Origin of the sequence: Veillonella sp. ZSJB6 (assembly GCF_051549505.1) — a bacterium.
Lineage (GTDB): Bacteria > Bacillota > Negativicutes > Veillonellales > Veillonellaceae > Veillonella.
In genome coordinates this window covers 210,609-226,764 of the sequence record NZ_JBPUGE010000002.1, presented here as the reverse complement: position 1 = coordinate 226,764, position 16,156 = coordinate 210,609, and the positions used below count along the sequence as shown (strand labels likewise).

12 protein-coding genes are annotated in these 16,156 nt (G+C 41.5%); 7 read left to right on the top strand and 5 right to left on the bottom strand.

The features are described 5' to 3' along the window. Window positions 1–41 precede the first annotated feature (41 nt). The 7 genes from ACSV5T_RS03735 to cysK all read left to right on the top strand — a co-directional run bounded on the left by ACSV5T_RS03735 (window position 42) and on the right by cysK (window position 6,662). Complete coding sequence (locus tag ACSV5T_RS03735; RefSeq protein ID WP_119207060.1) at window positions 42–500, top strand: DUF1934 domain-containing protein; 459 nt, start codon at window positions 42–44, stop codon at window positions 498–500. Continuing rightward, window positions 466–2,199 (top strand): arginine--tRNA ligase, encoded by a 1,734-nt coding sequence (gene argS, locus ACSV5T_RS03730; RefSeq protein WP_119207061.1) that lies wholly within the window; start codon window positions 466–468, stop codon window positions 2,197–2,199. The genes ACSV5T_RS03735 and argS overlap by 35 nt, the downstream gene beginning before the upstream one ends. Before the next feature lie 15 nt (window positions 2,200–2,214). Continuing rightward, on the top strand, window positions 2,215–3,825 hold the full coding sequence (locus ACSV5T_RS03725) for a CTP synthase (RefSeq protein WP_119207062.1): 1,611 nt from the start codon (window positions 2,215–2,217) through the stop codon (window positions 3,823–3,825). A 9-nt stretch (window positions 3,826–3,834) separates the two neighbouring features. After that, window positions 3,835–4,050 carry a hypothetical protein gene (locus ACSV5T_RS03720; RefSeq protein ID WP_438320317.1) on the top strand — a complete coding sequence of 72 codons (216 nt, stop codon included), beginning with the start codon at window positions 3,835–3,837 and terminating at the stop codon, window positions 4,048–4,050. A 187-nt stretch (window positions 4,051–4,237) separates the two neighbouring features. Further along, entirely contained in the window at window positions 4,238–4,801 is a 564-nt protein-coding gene (ahpC, locus tag ACSV5T_RS03715; RefSeq protein ID WP_105089763.1) for an alkyl hydroperoxide reductase subunit C, read from the top strand. A gap of 460 nt (window positions 4,802–5,261) precedes the next feature. Next, a complete protein-coding gene (locus ACSV5T_RS03710; RefSeq protein WP_004698292.1) occupies window positions 5,262–5,711 on the top strand; it encodes an RrF2 family transcriptional regulator in 450 nt (149 codons plus the stop codon). 15 nt (window positions 5,712–5,726) lie between these two features. Next, entirely contained in the window at window positions 5,727–6,662 is a 936-nt protein-coding gene (gene cysK, locus ACSV5T_RS03705; RefSeq protein ID WP_287499547.1) for a cysteine synthase A, read from the top strand. A gap of 155 nt (window positions 6,663–6,817) precedes the next feature. Here cysK and ACSV5T_RS03700 read toward each other — a convergent pair whose 3' ends face one another. From ACSV5T_RS03700 to dapF, 5 genes are all read right to left on the bottom strand, one after another. Beyond that, window positions 6,818–10,375 (bottom strand): subtype B tannase, encoded by a 3,558-nt coding sequence (locus tag ACSV5T_RS03700; protein WP_438320316.1) that lies wholly within the window; start codon window positions 10,373–10,375, stop codon window positions 6,818–6,820. A 340-nt stretch (window positions 10,376–10,715) separates the two neighbouring features. Next, window positions 10,716–12,698 carry a PTS fructose transporter subunit IIABC gene (locus ACSV5T_RS03695; protein ID WP_438320315.1) on the bottom strand — a complete coding sequence of 661 codons (1,983 nt, stop codon included), beginning with the start codon at window positions 12,696–12,698 and terminating at the stop codon, window positions 10,716–10,718. Between the two features lie 33 nt (window positions 12,699–12,731). Further along, complete coding sequence (gene pfkB / locus ACSV5T_RS03690; protein WP_024064991.1) at window positions 12,732–13,646, bottom strand: 1-phosphofructokinase; 915 nt, start codon at window positions 13,644–13,646, stop codon at window positions 12,732–12,734. Window positions 13,647–13,725: 79 nt separating this feature from the next. Then, a complete protein-coding gene (locus tag ACSV5T_RS03685) occupies window positions 13,726–15,123 on the bottom strand; it encodes a Na+/H+ antiporter NhaC family protein (RefSeq protein ID WP_119207030.1) in 1,398 nt (465 codons plus the stop codon). A 1-nt stretch (window position 15,124) separates the two neighbouring features. Continuing rightward, window positions 15,125–15,958, bottom strand: a complete 834-nt coding sequence (gene dapF, locus ACSV5T_RS03680; RefSeq protein ID WP_119207029.1) for a diaminopimelate epimerase — start codon at window positions 15,956–15,958, stop codon at window positions 15,125–15,127. Window positions 15,959–16,156: the final 198 nt, after the last annotated feature.

Sequence of the window (16,156 nt, the reverse complement as noted above, 5' to 3'; positions counted from 1 at the left end):
GGTATAATATGATGATTAATTACTGCCATGGAGGTTGAAAAATGAAGCGGGTTCTAGTGTCCGTAAAAAGTGTACAACGAGATATGGACGGCAAGGATACCGTAGTGGAACTGATTTCCCCTGGTACATCACATGAAAAGGGTAATGCCCAGTATGTGCGTTACGAAGAATCTAGTGTGACTGGCTTAGATGGGGTAAAGACGACCATTAAAATCCATGATGACTCTATTGTATTGCTTCGAACAGGGGCTGTTAATATGCGTCATCAATATGTCCGTGGTGAAGAGCGCGAATCCGTGTATGAAACACCGTATGGTGATTTGCACATGGCCGTGAATACTCATGAATTAACAGCAGACTTTCACGACGGCGTAGGTCATGTTCATTTAGGATATGACATTTCCGTCGAAGGTGAATGGCAATTTTATAATCAGTTAGATATAGACGTGCGGGAGGATACAGAGCATGGACATGAAGGAAATCCTGAAATCGGGGATTGAACAGGCATTACAAGATACGATTAACAGCGGTGGTTTACCAGCTGGGGAATATCCAGAAATCGTTCTCGAAGTGCCACCTCAAAAAGAATTCGGTGATTTTTCTACAAATATCGCTATGCAATCCGCTCGTGTAGCTCGTCAAAACCCTCGTGCTATTGCAGAGGCTTTGATTAGCCATATGAATTTTGATTGGCTCGAACGCGCTGAGGTTGCTGGTGCAGGTTTCATCAATTTCTTCTTGAAATCTGATATGGTATACGATACGTTGAAAGCTATTTTAAATGCTGGCGATCAATATGGTGTTCAACCATTGCGTGCACGCGATACGATTCAAGTAGAGTACGTAAGTGCGAACCCAACAGGTCCGTTACATGTCGGCCATGGTCGTGGTGCTGCGTATGGTAGTGCACTTGTAAACTTGTTGCGTGCAGCAGGTTACAATGTACAATCCGAGTACTACATCAATGATGCGGGTAACCAAATCGATAATATGGCTATCTCCATTGAATACCGTTTCCAAGAGTTGCAAGGTGCTACATTAGTATTCCCACCTAAGCGCAACGAAGACGGCTCCATGCCTGAATTTGATATTCCAGAAGGAGCTCTCGTGTTCCCTGAAAATGGCTACCGTGGTCCTGATATTATCGAGACTGCAAAAGCTATTGCAGAACGAGAAGGCTTCGATAAATTAAATGCTATGAACGAAGCTGATCGTGTAGCATTGTTTAAAGAAGAGGGTTTAAAAGAAAAATTAGCTCGCTTAGAGGAAACATTAAGCAATTTCCGTGTTACTTTCGATAATTGGTTCTCTGAACGTACTGTCCATGAAGCTGATGAAATTCATCACTCCGTAGAGGCGTTAAAGGCTCTTGGCAAAGTGTATGAAAAAGACGGTGCATTGTGGTTGAAATCTACTGACTATGGCGATGATAAAGACCGTGTAGTTATTCGTGATAATGGAGTTCCTACATATTTAGCGGCAGATATTGCATACCACCGCAATAAATATGATCGTGGCTTCAAAGAAATGATTGATATTTGGGGCGCTGACCATCATGGTTATGTATGCCGTGTAAAAGCTGCTATGGCTGCTTTTGGTTATGACCCAGATAAACTAACAGTATTATTGTTACAAATGGTAGCATTGTTCCGCGATGGGCAACTCGTTAAATTATCTAAACGTAGCGGCGATAGCGTTACATTAGATGAATTGATTGAAGAGGTTGGCGTAGATGCATCTCGTTACTTCTTCTTGATGCGTTCTCTAGATAGCCAACTTGATTTTGATATTAACTTGGCTAAATCTCGTAGCAATGATAACCCAGTATATTATATCCAATATGCTCATGCCCGTATTCACAGCATTTACAACCAAGTGCGTGAAGCAGGCATTGCATTTGGTGATTATAGTGAAACTGATTTCACAACGCTTACAAGCGAAATGGAATTAGAATTGATTAAAAAATTAGCTGAATATCCAGAAGAGGTCGTTCAATCTGCCGAACATCGTGCACCACATCGTATTGCTCGTTACTTATTCGATTTGGCAAGCATGTTCCATTCCTTCTATCGTCAAGGTCGTATCATTGGCGTAGATCCAGCGTTGCAACAGGCTCGTCTAGGATTAATCACAGCGATTGCCCTCGTACTTCGTCAAGGCTTGGGTATTTTAGGTATTTCTGCTCCGGAAAAAATGTAATAGGTGGGAGGCATCATGGCAACTAAGTATATTTTCGTAACTGGCGGCGTTGTTTCTTCTCTTGGTAAAGGGATTACAGCAGCATCCTTGGGTCGCTTGCTTAAAAACCGCGGTTTCAATGTAACGATTCAAAAATTTGACCCATACATTAATATTGACCCTGGTACGATGAGCCCTTACCAACACGGTGAAGTATTCGTAACAGATGACGGTGCTGAAACTGACCTTGATTTGGGTCACTATGAACGCTTTATCGATATTAACCTTAGTAAACGTTCCAACATTACAGCAGGTAAAGTGTACTGGTCTGTAATCAATAAAGAACGTAAAGGTGATTACTTGGGCAGCACTGTACAAGTTATTCCACACATTACAAATGAAATCAAACAAAACGTATACCGCGTAGGTAAAGAGGATAACGCTGATGTAGTTATCACTGAAATCGGTGGTACTGTAGGTGATATTGAAAGCTTGCCATTCATGGAAGCTATCCGCCAAGTGAAAAAAGAAGTAGGTCGTAATGATGTACTTTACATTCACGTAACATTGGTGCCTTACATCAATGCAGCAGGCGAGTTGAAAACTAAACCTACACAACACAGCGTAAAAGAATTGCGCAGCATTGGTATTCAACCAGATATCTTGGTATGCCGCAGCGAAAAACACATTTCTGATGAAATGAAAGAAAAACTTGCTTTGTTCTGTGACGTAGAACCAGAAGCAGTTATTGAAAACCAAACTTGCAGCTCCATCTATGAAGTACCATTGATGATGCAAGATCAAGGTCTTGATGATATTGTTATCAAAAAATTAGGCCTTGAAGAACGCCCTTGCAATATGACTGAATGGAAAGAAATGGTTCATAAAATCTTGAACCCTAGTAAAGACATTACAGTTGCTATCGTTGGTAAATATGTAGCATTGCATGATGCGTATTTATCCGTAGTTGAAGCTCTAGATCATGCTGGTATTGCTACGGGTACTAAAGTGAATATTCGTTGGATTGACTCCGAAGAACTTGATGATACATCTGTAGATCCTAAAGAGGTATTTGATGGTGTTGAAGGTATCATCGTACCTGGTGGATTTGGTTCCCGTGGTGTAGAAGGTAAAATCCGCACAATCCAATACGCTCGTGAAAACAATATTCCATATCTTGGTCTATGCCTTGGTATGCAATCTGCAGTAATGGAATTTGCTCGCAACGTATGTGGCATGGAAGGTGCTACATCTAGCGAATTTGACGAAAATGCTAAGTACAAAGTAATCGACTTGATGAGTGATCAAGTGGATGTAGATAAAAAAGGCGGTACAATGCGCCTAGGTATCTATCCATGCAAAGTAGAAGCAGGTACAAAAACTCATGAAGCTTATGGTGAAGATTTGATTTATGAACGTCATCGTCACCGTTATGAGTTCAACAATGAATATCGTCAACAATTGACTGATGCTGGTCTTGTTATCTCTGGTACATCTCCAGATGGTCGTTTAGTTGAAAGTATTGAAGTGAAGAACCATCCATTCTTCATCGGTACACAAGCGCATCCAGAACTTAAATCCCGTCCAAATAATGCACATCCATTATTCCGCGGTTTCGTAGATGCGATTTTGGAACTAAAAAAATAGAGTAGAGCCATGGGATCTCTTTTATCTATTATAGGTATATTTATATTAGCTGCACTTAAATTAGAGCAGTTTGTATATGGTAAATCGGGTAAAGAACAATCTACAACTGGTCATATAGCGCGACGTGGGCTCGCTAATATAGCAGGCTTAATCGCCTTTGATCATTCTACGGTGAATAGTAAATCTGTTGTAGTAAAGAAAAAGAAGAAAGATGCTCAGAAATGAGCATCTTTCTTCTTTTTTTATTTATATCGAAAAAAGTTGGAAAAATATATCGATAAATTTAAAAATAACACTTGCAATATTGAATGATATTTGTTATTATATAGACAAAGATAGATATAGATTTGGTGATAAGTACACCGATAATAATATAACTGTTACATTTGAACTCAATGAAGGAGGACATAACATGTCTATTATTGGTAAAAAACTTCCTGAATTTACTCTAGATGCTTTCAAAAAACCTGAATTAGTAAAAGTTAGTACTGCAGATGTATTGGGCAAATGGTCCATCTTCGTATTCTATCCAGCAGACTTCACATTTGTTTGCCCTACAGAATTAGAAGACGTACAAAACTCTTATGCAGAATTGAAAGAACTAGGTTGCGAAGTTTACTCCGTATCTTGTGACTCTGAATTCGTTCACAAAGCATGGTCTGATGCTTCTCCAAGCATTAATAAAATCGAGTACTACATGTTAGCTGATAAAAAACATGAATTAGCTGATTTCTTCGACGTATTCCAAGAAGAATCTGCTATGGCTTACCGTGGTACATTCGTAGTAGATCCAGAAGGTTTCGTTCGTACAGCTGAAATCCATGATATGGGTATCGGCCGTTCTGCTGAGGAATTGGTTCGTAAAGTACAAGCAGCTCAATTCGTAGCAAAACATGGTGATCAAGTGTGTCCTGCACGTTGGAAACCAGGTAAAGACACATTGAAACCAGGTCTTGATCTAGTAGGTAAAATCTAATTTATAAATAACTTAAACGCTAGAATAATCTAGACAACTCCTCAAATGACAAAACGGGCGCGCATCGTTTTCCTGACGATACGGTAAGTCCCAATACCAGATGAACCCTCTCCAATTCATCATGGTAAACCTCATATAACAAACTACAAACTATACGCAAAAGGACTGGCCTTCGGGCTAGTCCTTTTGTGTTATGTAAAATAATTAATGTTTCGTTAGGTGTGATTGCAAGTCTAATAATATAATAAAATAAATCAATAATATAGGCTTAGGCCAATAAATATAAGGGTTTTAAATACCCCTTTGTAAAAGTAGGAAATAAGTTCTTGCATTTTTGAAATTAGTGGTCTATAATGAAATTAATTCCTAGTGATACACAAGGTTTTATAAATGAAGTAGGATAAGTGCTTTATAACATGGGGTGTGTTAGCACTAACTTTTACAAAGAGAGGCAAGATATATGAGGATTTCCACAAAAGGTCGCTATGCATTGATGGTTCTCATCGATTTAGCAGAGCAAGGTCAAGATAAACCGGTTTCCTTGCGATCCGTTGCAGAACGACAAGGTATATCTGAGAAATACCTTGAAGGCATTGTGGCTCGTTTGGGTGCCGCTAACCTAGTGGATAGTATTCGTGGTAAATACGGAGGCTATCGCTTATCTAAAAGCCCTAAAGAGTACACTATAATTGAAATTTTGCTTGCTACGGAAGAATCCATGGCTATCATCTCTACTCTTGATGAAGGGGTGAGTACTGATACAGTAATCAACGAACGTACTGTTGGTTTCTGGGCAGGATTACAAAACTATATTCATGATTATTTAGAAAACGTAACTCTTCAAGATGTAATTGATGGAACTTACGCTAAGCTTGATACAAAATATGACAATTGGGATGGTTCTATTTAATAAGGAGTGACTATTATGTCTAATATTGCAAAATCTTTCGTTGAATTAATTGGTAAAACACCTTTATTGGCAGCTACACGTTTTGGTAAAAAATATGGCGCAGATGCAAATATCTTTGCTAAATTGGAATACTTTAATCCAGGTGGCTCTGTTAAAGATCGTATTGCTGCAGCAATTATTCAAGCAGCTGTTGAATCTGGTGAATTACAACCAGGTGGTACAATCGTAGAAGCTACATCTGGTAATACTGGTATCGGTTTATCCGCTGTTGGTGCTGCTCTTGGCTATAAAGTTGTAATCGTAATGCCAGAAACAATGTCCATCGAACGCCGTAAATTGATGCTTGGCTATGGTGCTCAACTCGTGTTGACTGATGGCTCTCTTGGCATGAAAGGTGCTATTGCAAAAGCTAAAGAAATCGTAACAGCTACTGCTGGTGCGATCGAAGCAGGCCAATTCGTAAATCAAGCAAACCCAGCAATTCACTATAAAACAACTGGTCCTGAAATCTGGCAAGATACAGATGGTACAGTAGATATCTACGTAGCTGGTGTTGGTACAGGCGGTACTTTGACTGGTGCAGGTCGTTATTTAAAAGAACAAAACCCTGACGTAAAAGTTGTGGCTGTTGAACCAACTGATTCCCCAGTATTGTCCAATGGCAAACCTGGTCCTCACAAAATCCAAGGCTTAGGTGCTGGCTTCATTCCTGATACTTTGGATACTAATATTTACGATGAAGTAATTCAAGTAACTAACGATGATGCATTCGCTACATCTCAAGCATTTGGACATACAGAAGGTATCTTAGTTGGTATTTCCTCTGGTGCTGCTCTTTGGGCTGCTCAAGAATTGGCTAAACGCCCTGAAAATAAAGGCAAAAACATTGTAGTAATTCTTCCTGATACAGGCGAACGCTACTTGTCTACAGCTTTATTCCCTGAAGTGTAATAAAATATGATTGGTGAAAGTAGATAAATTGCTTTCCTCCTAATATAATGAAGCCCCTCTAACGAGGGGCTTTTTCTTGTTTACTAATCATTTTTTATAAGAAAAAGGAGCTACTAGGTAGCTCCTTTCTTGTTATGGTATGTATTTAATTGTGATTATCTACCGTTTTTAACGATATTGTCCATCCAGTTGAATAATTCATCTAAATCGTAATCGCCAGAATGATCTACACCAAATGGTGTTGCCATATCTACGTTGTACCCAAGGTTTTGAGCACGTGTACCTACGATCAATGGAATTGCTACGGATGTGTTGCTATCAGCTGTACCATAGCGAATACGATAGTAGCGTGCATTTGTCGCTGCTGGAGAACCGAGATAGTTCATTGGGTTCATCATAGTAACGATTTTTGCATTTTCTACGTATACATCTTGGTTAGGTGTTGTATCGTGTAATGCAGCAGTAATTGTAAAGTGATTATTATCTGTAGTACTTGTACCGAACAGACTATTTTCGCCAGAGTCATTAGAACGGGAGTCGAATGCACCTGGTGCTTTAGAACGGCTTACAAATTGGTTGTAAGCTTCCCAGTTAATGTCTTTGATTGCACCTGTTTTATTATCGCGTACAAGGTATGTATGTTTAGATAAATCAGTACCTTTAGCTTGTGCTTTATTAGCCGCATCAATGATGAAAGCTTTCACATAATTTTTGAAAGTACCATTGCCATTTTTATCTAGTTTCAATACACGACCCATAGCATCATGCAATTGTAAATTATTTACATATTCAGGGAAGTGTTCACTAAGTAAGTTGGAGTATGCTACATCATCAGCATTCAAGTTCACACGTTGCATTGTGCGTTGTGGCGGTGCTGTGTTACCAACTACATTGGCTTGAGGCAATTCGCCTTGGCCCATTGTTACTTTATTGAAAGAAGTGATACCTTTATAGCTCCATTCATAGGCCATATCAGCCGCATCAAGGTTTGTAATAGGTGCATAGGCAGAAACTGCATATACATTGGTTGCTGCTGTAGCAGCACCTAATGCTTGTAAATATGGTTGGAAGTCGGAGTTATTACCAGCAGCACCTTGTAACAAGGATACGGCACCACCAGCACTTGTACCATTTGTGATAATACGGTTTGCATTACCTGGCATTGTGGAGTCGTTAGCATGTAAGTATGCTGTGGCAGCTTGTAAGTCAACAATAACTGCAGGCGCTTTACCGATAAAGTTGCCATCGGATGCTTTATTTGTACGACCGCGTGTAGCCGGGGAAGCTACTACATAGCCACGGGATAATGCGTAAAGAACACTATTAGGTTTGCCATTTTCCACTTTTGGAGTCATAGCTTGGCTTGGCATATAACCACCTACCGCATTTGGCATGAAGATAGGGGCTGTTTGCGTATTGTAACCATTTATAGTGCCATTGTTGAAGTATTCTTCTGGTACATAAATGTTCATGTACTGTTGATCGATATCGATTGGATTAGCCACGTAAGGGATATATTCGAAGGCGCGATATTTGATTTCCTTATTATCCACAGTAGTAGACATGGATTCGTAATTCTTCACGTCGAAAGCAAGGCTAATCTTCGCAGAGGTATCGGCTTGCAATGGCGGTTCTATTGGTTGAGAAAGAATATTTTTTTCTTCATTTACACCAGTACCTTTTGTGGAAGCTTCATTACGAGCATCTACATAAGATTGAGGTAATTTATTTTCTTGAGCTTTAGCTTGTGCCTCAGCTTCGGCTTTAGCTTTAGTTTTTGCTTCTGCCTCAGCCTGAGCTTTAGCGGCAGCTTCAGCTTGTGCTTTAGCTTCAGCTTCGGCTTTAGCTTTTGCTTCTGCCTCAGCCTGAGCTTTAGCGGCAGCTTCAGCTTGAGCTTTAGCTTTTGCTTCTGCCTCAGCCTGCGCTTTAGCAGCGGATTCAGCTTCTTCTTTTGCTAATTGTTCAGCAGCTAAACGTTCTTGTTCTTCTTTAATTGCAGCTTGTCTAGCCATTTCTGCTTGTTGTGCTGCAATGCGATCTTGTTCAGCTTTGAGTGCCGCTTCACGTTCAGCTTTAGCTTGTTCGGCAGCAATACGTTGTTGTTCAGCTTGCTCTGCTGCGATACGCTCTTGTTCAGCTTTTATAGCCGCTTGACGTTCTGCCTCAGCTTTAGCAGCAGCTTCTGCACGTTGGCGAGCAGCTTGTTCAGCAGCGATACGTTGTTGTTCAGCTTTTAAGGCAGCTTGTCGTTGAGCTTCAGCTTGCTCTGCTGCGATACGCTCTTGTTCAGCTTTTAAGGCCGCTTGACGTTGAGCTTCAGCTTGCTCTGCAGCAATACGTTGTTGCTCAGCTTGCATAGCCGCTTGACTTTGAGCTTCAGCTTGCTCTGCAGCGATACGCTCTTGTTCAGCTTTTAGAGCCGCTTGACGTTGCGCCTCAGCTTGCTCTGCTGCGATACGTTGTTGTTCCGCTTGTATAGCCGCTTGACGTTGAGCTTCAGCTTGCTCTGCTGCGATACGCTCTTGTTCAGCTTTTAAGGCTGCTTGACGTTGAGCTTCAGCTTGCTCAGCAGCAATACGTTGTTGTTCAGCTTGCAAAGCTGCTTGACGTTGAGCTTCAGCTTGTTGTTGTGCAATACGTTGTTGTTCAGCTTGCATAGCTGCTTGACGTTGAGCCTCGGCCTGTTGTTGTGCAATGCGACGTTGTTCTTCTTGGATACGAAGACGTTCTTGCTCTGCAGCTTGACGTTGTGCTTCAGCGATACGAGCTTGTTCAGCTTGCTGTGCAGCGATACGCTCTTGCTCGGCTCTTAGCGCCGCTTGACGTTGAGCCTCGGCTTGTTGTTGTGCAATACGTTGTTGTTCAGCTTGCATAGCCGCTTGACGTTGAGCCTCGGCTTGTTGTTCTGCAATACGTTGTTGTTCAGCTTGCAAAGCAGCTTGGCGTTGAGCCTCAGCTTGTTGCTGTGCAATCCGTTGCTGTTCCGCTTGCATAGCCATTTGACGTTGTTGTTCTGCTAGAATTGCAGCTTGGCGCTGAGCTTCAGCTTGTTTTTGAGCAACCATTTGCTGATCAACTTGGTTTGTACCTGCTTGTTGTGCAGCTTCTTCTGCTGCTAATTGAGCTAATCTTTCACGTTCTGCACGTTGAATATCTCGAATAGTTAATTTTTGTTTTGCTACAACGGCTTTAGTTTGAGTTGTATTAGCAATAACTAAAGGAGTTGTAGATTCTTGTTGAACCATTACAGGAGTACGTTGTACCTGTGTCGTTTGCACTTGCTGTTTGCCATCAACTTGTTTTTGTACTGTAACAGGTTCAGTTTTACGTTGTACGTTCATCAAGCTATGCATGGCCAATGTTGGTTCCATGACAGCATTAGTTTGTTTGTTAACAACATATTGTGGTTGTGAAACGGCCCGTTGTTGATCTGATAAAGCTTTTGCAATATCATTTACAGGTACTGGACGTACACGCGGTATTAATGGTGTTACCTTTGGAACTGATTGTGTAGTTACAGGGGTAGGCTGAGTTGCCATAGGTCGTACGACTGGAGTAGCAATATTATTATTGCCTTGAGCCGTTGATTCAGTGGTAGTGTTCGAACCTACCAAATCATTCATGTTGAGTGTAGGGGCTGCGTGGGCAACACCACCCAACGCTGCAGCTGCAAAAAATGCAGCGGTAACCTTACGTTTCCTAGATGATTTCATGAATTACTCTCCGAACTAGAATTGAAAAAAATAATTTATAATTTTAAAATTTATTTATATTTATATAGTTTAACATAAATCGATATATTTGTACAATTTATAGAAGAATAGATGAATACTGGATGTGTACGAAGAAGATAAACTTGGAAAAATATAAATAAATTTAAAGTGCTTAGTTCATAACTTATTGCATCAAAAACACCATATATCATGAATGGCATAGGGTGTTTTGCATAAGAAAAGGACTAGAACTCTAGAGTTCTAGTCCTTTTGCTATATGTACTTATTTAGCATATGTATGTTTTTGCCATATGTACTAGTATTAAACTAGCTTTCACAATTATTTTTTTAGGCTTGGTTTTAATAATGCCAAGATAAAGCAAGCCACAACGGAACCAATTGCGATGGATGCAAGGTAAAGAAGAGGGTTACCAATTGTTGGTACTACGAAGATACCGCCATGTGGAGCGCGTAGTGTACATTCGAAGAACATAGATAACGCACCAGCTGTACCAGCACCGATGATGCAAGCTGGTAATACGCGAACTGGATCAGCCGCTGCAAATGGGATAGCCCCTTCTGTGATGAAGGAGAGGCCCATGATGTAGTTTGTAATACCAGATTTACGTTCTGCTTCTGTAAAGCGGCTAGGGAAGAATGTAGTACAAAGCGCAATTGCTAACGGAGGAACCATACCGCCTGCCATTACAGCCGCCATGATACCGTATTCACCAGTAGCAAGGGCGCCAGTACCGATAACGTAAGCAGCCTTGTTTACAGGACCACCCATATCAACGGACATCATGGCACCAAAGATAAGACCTAACAATACGCGGCTAGTAGTGCCCATAGATTGCAAGGAGTCCATTAACCAGTGGTTAAGTGCAGATACAGGAGGGTTGATGATAAAGGTAATAGCAACACCAATGAATAATACACCGAGTACAGGGTGGAAGAGAACTGGTTTTGTACCTTCTAATGCTTGAGGCAAACCAGATACTAATTTTTTAACTAATAATACTAAATAACCTGCTGCAAAGCCGGCGATTAATGCGCCAAGGAAACCAGAGCCACCTTGGTTAGCCAATAAGCCACCAACGAAACCAGCTACAAGACCTGGGCGGTCAGCAATACTCATAGCAATGTAACCAGCTAATACTGGCAACATGAAGCCAAAGGATGCACCGCCGATTTGCATTAAGAAGCCAGATAAAGGTGTACCGGAACCGAAGTTTTTAGGGTTCGCAGGATCAAATGTATCGAACAAGAATGCAAGGGCAATCAAGATACCGCCACCAATAACGAATGGCAACATGTGAGATACGCCGTTCATCAAGTGTTTGTAGATTTGACGACCTACGCTGTCAGATGCGCTAGCAGCGATTTCAGCCGCTTTGCGGTCTGCTGCAGATGCTTGGTATACAGGTGCTGTGCCAGCCATTGCTTCTGTTAATAGTTCCTCTGCTTTATTGATACCGTTCGCAACCTTAGTTTGAATCATAGGTTTGCCGTTGAAACGCGCCATTTCTACTTGACGATCAGAAGCGACGATGATGCATTTAGCATGAGCGATTTCTTCTGCTGTAAGAGCATCTTTAACACCAGAAGCACCATTTTTCTCAACCTTTAAGGAAATGCCCATTTCTTTCGCTTTACGCTCTAAAGATTCTGCAGCCATGTAGGTATGAGCAATACCAGTAGGGCAACCAGTTACAGCCAATACATCGTAGTGCGGGGTATCTACAGAAATCTTAGGAGCCACTTTTTCGATAGCTTCCGTAGCTTTAGCTTCGATAGCATCGGTAATGCTTGGAGTCTCTTGAGATTCTGGCTGTTTGATATATCCTTCAACGGATGGGTCAAAGTTACCTTGCTCTTTAGCTGTTACAAGTTCTAAGAAACGTTCTACAGTTGGTGCAGCGATAAGGGCTTCTTTGAAATCAGGATCGATAACCATCATAGCTAATTGGCTCAATACCTCTACATGAGTGTCTGCAGCGCCTTCAGGGGCAGCAATCATGAAGAATAAACGAGAAGGTTGACCGTCGAGTGCTTCGAAGTCTACGCCGTGAGGCACAACCATAGCTGCTAGGCCTGCTTCTTTTACACCTGCAGATTTAGCATGTGGTGTAGCGATGCCGTCACCAAGACCGGTAGAGCCAGATTCTTCACGAGCAAAAACGGCTGCTAAGTACTCACTTTTGTCGATGAGGTTGCCGCCTTTTTCCATTAATTCCCCTAAGGTATAAATGGCGTCAGCCTTTGTAACAGGGTCTGCATTTAGCAGGACGGATTGAGGTTTTAATAAATCAGTGATTTGCATATGTGTACTCCTTGATGCAAATAAAATGTAAAACTAGTTAACTCGTACTTGTGAAAGTAATACTTCTACTTCTGCCAGTGTAGCGAGGTTTTCAGAGTAAGCGGAGGCAGAGCCACTAGAGATACCCCAGTATAGAGCCTCTTGTAGGTCGCCTGTCTTTTCAAAGCCTGTAATAAAGCCTGCTACCATGGAATCGCCAGCGCCTACAGAATTTACGAGCGTTCCCTTAGGGGTAGGGCTCGTATATACAGTGCCATCAGCTGCGACCAAGATCGCCCCATCACCAGCCATGGAGATAAGCACATGCTGTGCGCCTTTCTCTTGCAATGCTTTGGCAGCTTCTACGAGGTCCTCCTTTGTAGAAAGGGGTCGACCAAAGATTTCGCTAAGCTCATGATTGTTAGGTTTAATCAAGAACGGTTTATATGGCAATACTCGTGTAAGTAAATCCTTTGTAGCATCTACGACGATACGAATGTTTTTATGTTGTAAGCGCTCCATAATGAGCTCGTACATATCGCTTGGTAAGCTAGAAGGAATACTGCCTGCAAGGATTAGTGTATCCTTATCTGTCAATGTATCGAGCTGTTTGTAAAGTGCTTCTAATTCGTCATCCGAGATAATTGGTCCACGGCCGTTGATCTCTGTTTCTTCATCAGAGGCTTTCACCTTAACATTGATGCGAGTTAAACCTTCGCGAAGACGGATGAAATCTTCTTTTACGCCGAAGCTATTGAGCTGCGTTACGATTTCTTCACCTGTAAATCCTGCGATGAAACCGAGTGCCGTTGTATCCATGCCCAAGTTGTTGAGTACGATAGATACGTTGATACCCTTGCCGCCACCAAGAACGTATTCTTGGGTGGTGCGATTAATGGTACCAGTCTTGAGTTGCTCAAGTCGTACGATGTAATCGAGGGCTGGGTTAAAGGTAATGGTGTAAATCATACAAATTCCCCTTTAAGATAAATTATTAGCTTATGATTGGTTAATCTTGTAATTAGTGTAAATTTGATTGATTTTGTAATTAGCGTATGATTGATTGATCTTGATTCCGTAGTCGTAACCAGTAAAGGAGTGGTACGAGGTATAGGAAGAAGGCGAATGGTACATAGCCAGCTGTACTAGTACCTATCATAACTACAGGTACATAAGCAGCGATGTTCCATGGTAATAGTGGAGCAATGAGAATGCCACTGTTTTCAAAGTCGAGCATCACATCTTCATCTTGAATACCCCGTTGAGCGTAGGTAATACGCATAATAGAATGTGTCATTACAACCGCAATAGCTTGGCTACAGCCAACAGCGCCGGTTAAGAGTGCAAGACCTACATTGGCAGCAAATACATCGCTCCGCGTTTTAGCTCGCTCTAATAGTTGTCTAACATCATTCCAGAAGCCAACCCCTTCGAGCATGCCTGAAATGGCAGTGGCCATAAAGATAGATAGGGTGGGGATGAACATTGTTTGCAATCCACCGCCATGAATGATGTCTGCTAGTGGATTATAATGTGGTAGTTCAAATCCTGTTAAGGTATACCAGCCTAAATCGGAAAGAGTAGCTCCTTGATTTGTATAAGCCAGAATGGCTGCGGCTAATGCGCTGAGGCCGATAGGCCAACGGATAGATACTTTCAAAGGCAATAAAGCGATGACGATAATCACTGGAATCCACAATGTCCAATCAATATTGAAGATAAAGTGGATTGTATCGGATAACAAACTATTTTCATAGTTTAGAGGAAACCACTGGGACAGTATTAGGTAGAGCACTGTAGAAATAACAAGTGCAGGTAGTCCCGCTTTAAACATAATTGGTATATTACTAGAAATCTTAGTATGTGTTAAGGCTGCTACCAGTGATGCGCTAGATGACAATGGGCCGTTGCGATCACCAAAGTATGCACCGGCTATAATGGCACCAGCTACGATATTCTCTGGAATATTACCGGCTCTTGCCATCGTGATGAGTACAATGCCTATGGTGCCTACAGTACCGTAAGCTGTACCTAATATCATGCTAACAATCGCTGTTAATAAGAAGGCACAAGCAATAAAGAGGGACGGATCAATCAAGTCGATGCCGGTGGCGATAATCATAGGGATAATACCTGCTGCTTGCCACATAGCAATGAGCCAACCGATAAGCAAGAATATTTGTATTACTACAATCGAGCTTTTAGCACCTGTCCATGATAGGTTTAGCAGTTCTTTTCGTTGGTATCCTTTGCGATAGAATACATAGGCCATGATGCACCATACCACTATCAAGGCGTAACCAATAGCAATACCGTTAGCTACGGTGATGATAATGACGAGGATAGATATGAGTAAACCTATGAGCGACTCCGTATTTTTCGGCATTAGAGAACGGCCTTGTTGATACTTTAGAAACGCATTTAATATGAGTTGTAACCACTTCATTTTAATCGATAGGAAGTTCTGTTTCGAAGACTTCCTCAGCCGGGCCAGTCATGAGCACCGTGCCATCCTCCAAGTATGAAATATGTAATGTTCCTAAATAAAGCTCTACATCGACTTCGCGACCGGTTAAGCCTTTTTCAAAGGACATAACAGCAGAAGCACAAGAGCCTGTACCGCATGCTAGTGTAGCGCCAGCACCGCGTTCCCATGTGCGAACCTTGATGTGCTTGTTGTTCACTACCTCAATGTAGTTAACATTTGTATTGGATGGGAATGCATCGTGTTTTTCAATGATAGGACCTTGTGTCGTTACAGGCGCCTTTGTAATGTCATTGATATACACCTCTGTATGAGGCACGCCGAGTAATACGGAGCTTACCGTTACTGTTTCGCCGTTTACATCGAGGTCTACGTCGATAACCTTATCCATATCCACGTTGATAGGTACATCTTTGCTGTTAAAGAATGGTTTGCCCATATCTACTGTAACTAGTATTACGATGCCATTTTCAATGGTTAAGGTAGGTTTCATTACACCGGCCAAGGTTTCGATGGTGAAAGTTTCTTTAGTAATTTCTCCGTGTTCATAGGCATATTTGGCAAAGCAACGGATTGCATTGCCGCACATTTCTGCTTCACTACCATCAGAGTTGATGATGCGCATGCGCACATCACAGGTTTTTGAAGGAACTAGAATGGCAAGACCATCAGCACCGATACCAGTACGACGATCGCAAAGGCGAATCGCCAAATCAGTATAGTCCTTGTTAGCACCTTGAGGGTCGGCAAAGAGGATGAAATCATTGCCAAGACCATGCATTTTAGTTAATTTCATAAAGTCTCCTATTAATAAGTAAGACTTTCACCATGAAGCCTGTGAAAGTCTCATATGTATATTATTATATATTCTATATTATTATATCATAAATGACCCTTAATTATGTGGTGGAACTTTATAAAATTATAGCGAAAGTAAGCAGAAAATAACCCACGTGGGACGATTAAATAGGCGGATATAAAGGGCTCTATTACT

What these genes read in the sequence shown, in the direction of transcription:
- ACSV5T_RS03735 (WP_119207060.1), top strand. Translation starts at nt 42, where the DNA reads ATGAAGCGGGTTCTAGTGTCCGTAAAAAGTGTACAACGAGATATGGAC.
- argS (WP_119207061.1), top strand. Translation starts at nt 466, where the DNA reads ATGGACATGAAGGAAATCCTGAAATCGGGGATTGAACAGGCATTACAA.
- ACSV5T_RS03725 (WP_119207062.1), top strand. Translation starts at nt 2,215, where the DNA reads ATGGCAACTAAGTATATTTTCGTAACTGGCGGCGTTGTTTCTTCTCTT.
- ACSV5T_RS03720 (WP_438320317.1), top strand. Translation starts at nt 3,835, where the DNA reads ATGGGATCTCTTTTATCTATTATAGGTATATTTATATTAGCTGCACTT.
- ahpC (WP_105089763.1), top strand. Translation starts at nt 4,238, where the DNA reads ATGTCTATTATTGGTAAAAAACTTCCTGAATTTACTCTAGATGCTTTC.
- ACSV5T_RS03710 (WP_004698292.1), top strand. Translation starts at nt 5,262, where the DNA reads ATGAGGATTTCCACAAAAGGTCGCTATGCATTGATGGTTCTCATCGAT.
- cysK (WP_287499547.1), top strand. Translation starts at nt 5,727, where the DNA reads ATGTCTAATATTGCAAAATCTTTCGTTGAATTAATTGGTAAAACACCT.
- ACSV5T_RS03700 (WP_438320316.1), bottom strand. Translation starts at nt 10,375, where the DNA reads ATGAAATCATCTAGGAAACGTAAGGTTACCGCTGCATTTTTTGCAGCT.
- ACSV5T_RS03695 (WP_438320315.1), bottom strand. Translation starts at nt 12,698, where the DNA reads ATGCAAATCACTGATTTATTAAAACCTCAATCCGTCCTGCTAAATGCA.
- pfkB (WP_024064991.1), bottom strand. Translation starts at nt 13,646, where the DNA reads ATGATTTACACCATTACCTTTAACCCAGCCCTCGATTACATCGTACGA.
- ACSV5T_RS03685 (WP_119207030.1), bottom strand. Translation starts at nt 15,123, where the DNA reads ATGAAGTGGTTACAACTCATATTAAATGCGTTTCTAAAGTATCAACAA.
- dapF (WP_119207029.1), bottom strand. Translation starts at nt 15,958, where the DNA reads ATGAAATTAACTAAAATGCATGGTCTTGGCAATGATTTCATCCTCTTT.